Annotated in this window: 5 protein-coding genes and 1 pseudogene; all 6 read right to left on the reverse strand. The window is 34.6% G+C overall.

The window, feature by feature from the left end:
- The coding region (locus AB3X49_RS14875; protein ID WP_367963037.1) for an Rpn family recombination-promoting nuclease/putative transposase at positions 1-689 on the reverse strand (689 nt) is incomplete at its 3' end.
- Between the two features lie 478 nt (positions 690-1,167).
- On the reverse strand, positions 1,168-1,371 hold the full coding sequence (locus AB3X49_RS14880) for a hypothetical protein (RefSeq protein ID WP_367963040.1): 204 nt from the start codon (positions 1,369-1,371) through the stop codon (positions 1,168-1,170).
- Between the two features lie 1,303 nt (positions 1,372-2,674).
- Complete coding sequence (locus AB3X49_RS14885) at positions 2,675-4,273, reverse strand: M4 family metallopeptidase (protein WP_367963042.1); 1,599 nt, start codon at positions 4,271-4,273, stop codon at positions 2,675-2,677.
- An 860-nt stretch (positions 4,274-5,133) separates the two neighbouring features.
- Positions 5,134-5,589, reverse strand: a complete 456-nt coding sequence (locus AB3X49_RS14890; protein ID WP_367963044.1) for an RNA polymerase sigma factor — start codon at positions 5,587-5,589, stop codon at positions 5,134-5,136.
- Positions 5,590-5,619: 30 nt separating this feature from the next.
- A complete protein-coding gene (locus AB3X49_RS14895) occupies positions 5,620-5,946 on the reverse strand; it encodes a zinc-finger domain-containing protein (RefSeq protein WP_367963047.1) in 327 nt (108 codons plus the stop codon).
- A 461-nt stretch (positions 5,947-6,407) separates the two neighbouring features.
- Positions 6,408-7,007: pseudogene (locus AB3X49_RS14900) on the reverse strand (Holliday junction resolvase RecU); the annotation flags it as partial.
- Between the last annotated feature and the right edge of the window lie 390 nt (positions 7,008-7,397).

The raw sequence follows: 7,397 nt of genomic DNA on the forward strand, positions 1-7,397 counted from the left end.
GCCTCATACTCCCGGCGAAACGCTTGATTATGACTCATATTGTCCCACTTATCAATCGCTTTCTGCAACGTTTCATCTTGTTCCATCGCAATCGCCTCCAGTGTGTCTGTTAGATTTTGATCTTCATTTGCCGCTAATAAGAGTAACCAACGTACCAATGAATCATGCCACGGATTCACCTGTGCACCTCTCCACTGTGCAATAATCTTCGGCATTTCAATATAATGAATTTCTATATCTTCACTGATACGGAGTTCTTTTTCCACATCCCATAGGATACCTGTCGTTTGAAAGTGTTCCTGGTTCGGATACAGAATAAAATCTAGTACATTAATCGTAATTGATTTTTGCAACTCACTATACGGCATTCCTTCCTGCATTTGTGATGCATATAGTTTCGACCAATAATACAAGGAACGCTTTTGGATATCGTGTTTATTTGCAAGTTGAATTTCTATGTTTACAAGTTCACCTGTCCCAAGCGTTGCCCGTACATCCATAATCGACAACTTATCCTCTTTATATTCCTTATGTAGATGTGGATCTTCTAATGATACGCTCGTAATCGGAGAAAGCAACGATTTCTGTAAAACTTCGTTCAGAAATCTCATCAGAATCTCTTCATTCCCTTTGGTTCCAAATAATTGTTTAAAGGCAAAATCGACACGTAAATTCACTCGGTTCTTCATTTGCACACTCCCTTGTCCATCATTGATAGCTTCATCATACCAAAAGAAGATAGCGCAAACGAGACAAAATAACATCTAAAAACCATTCCTTTTATTTACTTGGTATACAGAACCAAAAGTAAGGTTATATTATTATAGAACTTCCTGTTCAATCCTTTAAGTAGCATGTTTTCTTTTTGGATAGTTTTTTTCACAGCAAAAAGGACGAGCGGAAACTCGTCTTTTTTTTGTGTAAAAAACATTAGACCTAAAGGTGTCTAACTTAAAGGAACGTTCTTAATTGTTAAAATAAACATTTAGGAACGTATTTTCCCATCATTTCTTACTAGCCCTAAACGTCTACCTTTAGGAACCGTCTTGCACTCTCTGTTTTCATTCGTTGTGTTCGTTTGTTTTGTGAAAAACTTCATACCACACAAAAATAGAGCACCTACAAATGATTAGATGCTCTACGAAATACAACACTCTTTTAAACCTCTTAACATAACCTATTTCTTTTTTCTCTTCCCTTCTCTTCCTTTTCCATACCTATATAATTAACTATCAACAATATAAATACCAATATAGTAAAAATCAGACTTACCCACTGTACTATTTGATTATCTGGGAAAATTTTAGGTAAAAATATTAGTGGAACCACAAAAAACATAAACCATAACAACATATACAACTTAACGCGCATAATGATTCCCCCCTAATCTACAGCGCAATGGCTGCTATAGTTTTTGTAATCCATCACGCGGCTATGTCATTAACACCTATATAAAACAACCCCTCATAAATAGCATCTTCTACTGCTCCTATAGAATGATCAATGAAAGCTAATAACAACTACTTTTCATTTTGCTTCAAATCCAGAAATACTATTTTTTCTACCTTTAAGTAATTGCAATTGTTCTTGATTTATTTTCAGAAGGCGCTTTCTAATTCACATCTTACATTTTCAAGGAGAGTAAAATAAATGTTAAAAAAATTACTTTTTTGGTTTATAAAACCAATTTAACTTCTAGATTCCTTATAACACCGCATTTTTCACTTATTTGTCCCTAGACAAAGGACAATAACAAAGCAAAGTGGATGCCATTTTTCAGTGAATAGCCGCAGTAGATTTCTAATAAAAATGAAAAAAGGGTTTTAACACCAAAAACAGAATATAATATATATCTTACTCTCTTTGCATTTGGTGTAGATATAAAAAATAGGCGATTTTATTCGCCTATTTTTTTATTGTATTCATCATTATTGGTATAACAAACCAACCAATAGAAAATATTAAGAATGGAAGAAGAACAGACGATAATATTTACGCATGGAATCCCTTTTTGGACCGTCACTACCTGCCTATAAAATATGCCAAATACGTTTGTTCTTCCTCCACTTTGTTTTTGTATTTCTCTACGAAGGATGAAAAATGCAAATTTATATTCCACAGTTTCCATCATACATTGCATTTGCATTTTTCATCCTTTTACCTAATAATGATTTTCCTTTTAAAATTAATAACATAATACGGTATGTGATATTTTAATATCCATTCACCACTGTCATAGAACCTCACCTTGTTAACTACATATAAATTTTCCTATTTTTGCATAAGAAAAAGAGCATCCTTTGGCGTGGATGCTCTAAAAGAAGTTAAATTAGTGCATGAGTAAATTAGGACAATCGGGGTTGTCCATACTTTGCTATATGCATGTCTTCTCCATGTGTGCAAACGAAAGAGAGCACTACCTTTCCTCAGTTAAGTGCTCTCTGATAAGGATTATGAATAAACATATAAAAACCTTCTACACCTTAGTATGTCGGTTCAATTAAAACTACACCTAAAATACTCTTCAAATAGGTTTATTATGTAATTTCTATACACCAAAGAAAAAAACGCCACAAAAGTGACGATACTAACTTAGAAAACATTATTGGATGACCGATAGAGAACTACAAATCTTCTCTTCGCCATATAAATACATATATAGGAATTTCACCATTTATGAGATTCCTACTGCATCGTAGGAAGATTTTACTGCGTTTACTTCTGGTGACTGATCTCCATATAAATCACTTGCAGCTTTGATTAGCAACCTACGTGCTTCCTTAAAATCAGTCCTTGATGTAAAATACATTGTATTTGCACGATAATAAATAGTTCCCATCTTATCTTTTCCAATTCCCGTTACGTTAACACCATTATGGTTACCACCGTTTGCTAATAAATAAGCGGCTTTATTTATAATACCACTATTCGTATGGACACCACCATTATCTCCGGTTCCCATGTATCGTTTCGAATAATGATCGGGATCACCATACTTGGTTGGATTACTCATCGATCGCATGGCTTGATTTCTAGATACATATATATCTTTTCCGATATCCCAATCTGTATCTTTATTGTTAGCCTGTTTAATCAGTACACCAAATATGTCAGAAATAGATTCATTTAATGCTCCTGACTCGTTTCGATAGATTAAATCAGAAGTTGAACTTGTGACAGCGTGTGTTAACTCATGCCCGACAACATCTAAGCCACCTGAAAAAGCTGTAAATGTATATCCATCACCATCGCCATACACCATTCGTGAGCCATTCCAAAAAGCATTGTTATAATTTTTCCCATAATGAACAGTTGAATGTATGGTTGCCCCACCATTATTATAGGAATTTCGATTAAATACCCTTTTATAATAATCGTATGTGACCCCAGCATAATAATGAGCATCTACTGCAGCTGCATCATATGGACGATTAAATACGTTTGTTGTATTGGACCATACTGTTCCTGGAATTGTAAGATTATTTTTCGCGTCATATGTGTAAATCATCATACCACGTGTATTGTCTTGTAAATAATACTGATTTCCTAAAAAGGTGGTAGGAAATGACTTTGTATCCCCCCAGATCCCTTTTCCTGTTCCGGTTGTATTTGTTCCCGCAATTGGTGCTTTATTATCAGTAGTAGATTCTGTGTATATTGTGTTATATTTATCTAAAATCTGTCCACTTTGTATATCGATAAAATAATAGTAATTTCCAGGATGTGGGTCGAGGAAGTTTAAGTGCACCACATATACCTGTGAGATCTTTTGATTCTGTAGATACATATATAATGTCGCCGAAGGATTTTCTTCATATTTTGGTTGTAATCCAAGGTCTTTTTGAGCAACTTCAATGGCCTGTTGTTTATCTATTTGATGATTTAATTGCAGTGTTTGAGATTGAGATAAGTTCGGCGCGATGTCACCAGAAAACATTTTCAGGACGCCTTGTTTATTAATATGAGCAATTTGAGTATATCCCCATACGGGTACGCCTTTATAGCGCTGTTGCAATCGAACGATTGTAGATTCGGTTACAGGATCCTTTGTAATTTGTGTTATATCAAATGAATCTTCCGCTTTTTCCCCTCCTAATGGATATGCTTTTTGCTGTGTGTTGATATAGCTGAAAATAATAGATTCTGGATTTTGTTCCGAAGCCGGTGTTGGGAAAATCTCAGGGTTATTAATTTTTTCTGCATGTACGGTATTTACAGTACCTATAATTAAACTGGAAACAAGTATAATCATCAGGTTGCATACACGTTTCATTGTACTCCTCCCTTTCTAAAAAGACAGTTTGGATATGTCAAACTAAAACTATCTAAGTCTTATTATCCTCATATGACTTCCTTATACTAAATTAGTTACGTTTTATTCATATATAATGAAGAATAGATTCTAGTTCCTTTTTTTTATGCTTCTGATGCCACAGCAGATTTTGAAAAAAATCGAAGGATAAGGAAGACATATGTGCCTTTGCTACCCAAACTAGGGCCCTTTTAAAAATTATGCTAGGGCATTTGTATGAGTTTTTGATCAATAAATGTAAATCTATCTCTGATAACTAGGACACTAAATGAAGGATTTTATTAATCAAACCTACAAGTGATTAAGGATTTTATTAATAAAATCTAAAATTGCCTGTACGATGTCCATCAAGATCACCTCCTTTCAGTCCAGTATTTCTCATTTCTAGATCTTAGTTTTTTTAAAAAATCATGGATATCGATAGTGTTTTTATCCTCAGTATGCGACCACTGTTGAGGTTTTCTCAACACATTCATTTAATAAATATTAAAAATAACTGTATCACTAATGAGTGTTTCAAATATCTAATCCGTACAAAAAATACAATCTGAATGACGATAATGAGTACAGTAGTACGCGTTAAAAGCAAATGCTTACAACATATAAATCAATTCTAATTTTTTTACATTGTATGGATTACATGAATTAATGTTACTCATTTATTTCTAAAATGTTGAAAAAAAAAACAACACTTTTACAATCCATATAAAAAGAGAACATCTTATAGATGCTCTCTTTTTATGTGCCGTAATCCGTTTAGACTATGAAATTTATCCATGCTTACCGCCACTTCTCACTGATACAAGTATAACATGCCAATATCAAGAGCAATGTGGCACGATTGTGGCATAACTGTGGCATCTTTTCATTTGACTGCTTATTCTTCTAATATGATCATAGCTATAATCTAACACTCCAGCTATTTGTCTTAAATTTAATCCCTGCACATCTCTTAAATACATAATCTGCTTTTCAATCCCCTTCATACCTTGCACGGCGTGTTTTGCTTCCTCCATCAGTAACCGCTTTTCCGTAATCTCTTCTTTTAGACATACTGCTTTCTCCATGATGCGATCGTGACGCCCTGCAATTTCATCTAATGTCAATGGGACTTGTCCACCTGTTACACGCTCTTTACTATAATCCGTAACTCCATTGAACTTTGGAGCATTCATATGCATGTTCTTTATCAGGTATTTGTGTTCTACTTTCAGATCCTTTAATTCAATCTCCAGTAACTCAATTTCTTCCCTTAAGTTTTGATAGATCCCTGCCATGTAGCCCCTCCTCATCAATTACCGTAACTTTTACTGTAATTCACGCATCTTCATTTGCCTCTTTAATACACTTAAACTACAATCAATCATTAATGAAATTTGATATAACGAATAACCTTCCTGTTTCAGTCCTACTACTTTAGGGATCAATTCCTCCCAATCCCTGTATACCTTTGGTTTTGTCTTTATTCTATTTCTCGACTCACTTGGGGATAACTCCGTACCTAATTGTTTCAACTCTTCCCCTACTTCACAATGAGAAATACAAGTTTTTAACGGTTTCATGCGTGATTCGCACGACATACAATATTGATCTTGTAAATCTAAAATACGTATTCTTTTTTCTCGTGAGTTCATTTTTTCATCCTCTCCATTTTTGTTCTCATGCGGTACTCTCACGGCATTTTGAAAAGTCCACGCTTTTTCAATTCCTTATATAGATTACTCACATGACATCCTACCTCTTTTGCAATATTTGGGTATTCTACTCCCTGCTTAAATAGAACGGCTGCTTTTTCACACTTTTCGTCCCACCTCTCTTCTAGCGGTTTTACTTATTTTGCTTGTTTTGCTTGTTTTTTACATTTACGTACTCTCATTTTTTCTACATCTCCTGGTATATCATTTTCATTTTTGCACAGGCTATAAACACCTGCATTGGTTACCTTTCTCGTATTTCTTTTTAAGACCCCATCACTCGGGGTCTTTTTTTACCGTATATTCCCACACACTTATTTTACTTGCATACACGGTATCTCGCCACCACTCACTTGCAGTAACTTTTCATCCCATTTCTCGATCTTCTTGCTTTCTACAATTTCAGAAGACAGCGATTGTTTTACCACCTCATTCGCTAACCTTTTATGCCCCTGATCCAGTTGAATCCTATTATCTATTACTGGAAGTAATCCTTGCTCATCAATGAATTGTAAGTAATCAACTGGAACTCGTTCCGTCTGATCTACTAAGTATCCATACATATCGAAGTCTGTTCTTGGTATCGACTTCTTACCTTTTGGTTGTTGCGACATTCTTACATAAGATTGGATAAATGATAGTGGTACTGCAAATACTGAACTGTCCTTACTGAATTTAATAAGGAAGAAGCAAATTGCCCCCATCTTTTCTGCTTTCTCCAGGTAATCCAATTGGTGCTGCGCTATATTATTTAAATCAAACCTATTTATCTCATTTGTAGATTTTGCTTCAAACGCTAAAGCTCGTCCTTTGTACACGCCATCATAGTCTACTGTACTTTTAGCTTCATAGAATCCATTCAGTACACGGCAACCTTTACTCTTTAACACTTTTACAGAAGTCGGACGCTTGTTTATAAGCGCCATTCCCTCTCTTTGATACATTTCATTCGATAAATTGATAAGCTTTTCAAAATGCATTCCACGGTTTCCTTGTCCCATTTTCCTTCCTCCTTGATTAAAACTCAATATTCCGTCAATAATGTATAATGGCTTTATGCCAAAACTCATTATAATGAATTTCCTTAACCTGAGCAGTTAGCTTTCGCTAACTGTCTCTTTTTTTGTTCGAGGAACCATCTAATAATCCGGACATATGGTATATAAAATTTACTTATTAAGAAAAAGCTGACTACACTAGTTTTTCCGAAAAAATATTGAGGTTTGTATATGGATTTCGACATCTCTTTTTGGTTTCATTAACCATTTATCGAAGATAAACATATACTATTGAAATTGTAGGTATACACTGGTTCGTGAGCTCTTTACAGTGAGAGCTCTTTTTTGTTTATAAACACACCACATTCCTTTGAAGTTCGGATTTGGTATTAC

The organism is Bacillus sp. C30 (assembly GCF_040838255.1).
GTDB lineage: Bacteria > Bacillota > Bacilli > Bacillales > Bacillaceae_G > Bacillus_A > Bacillus_A mycoides.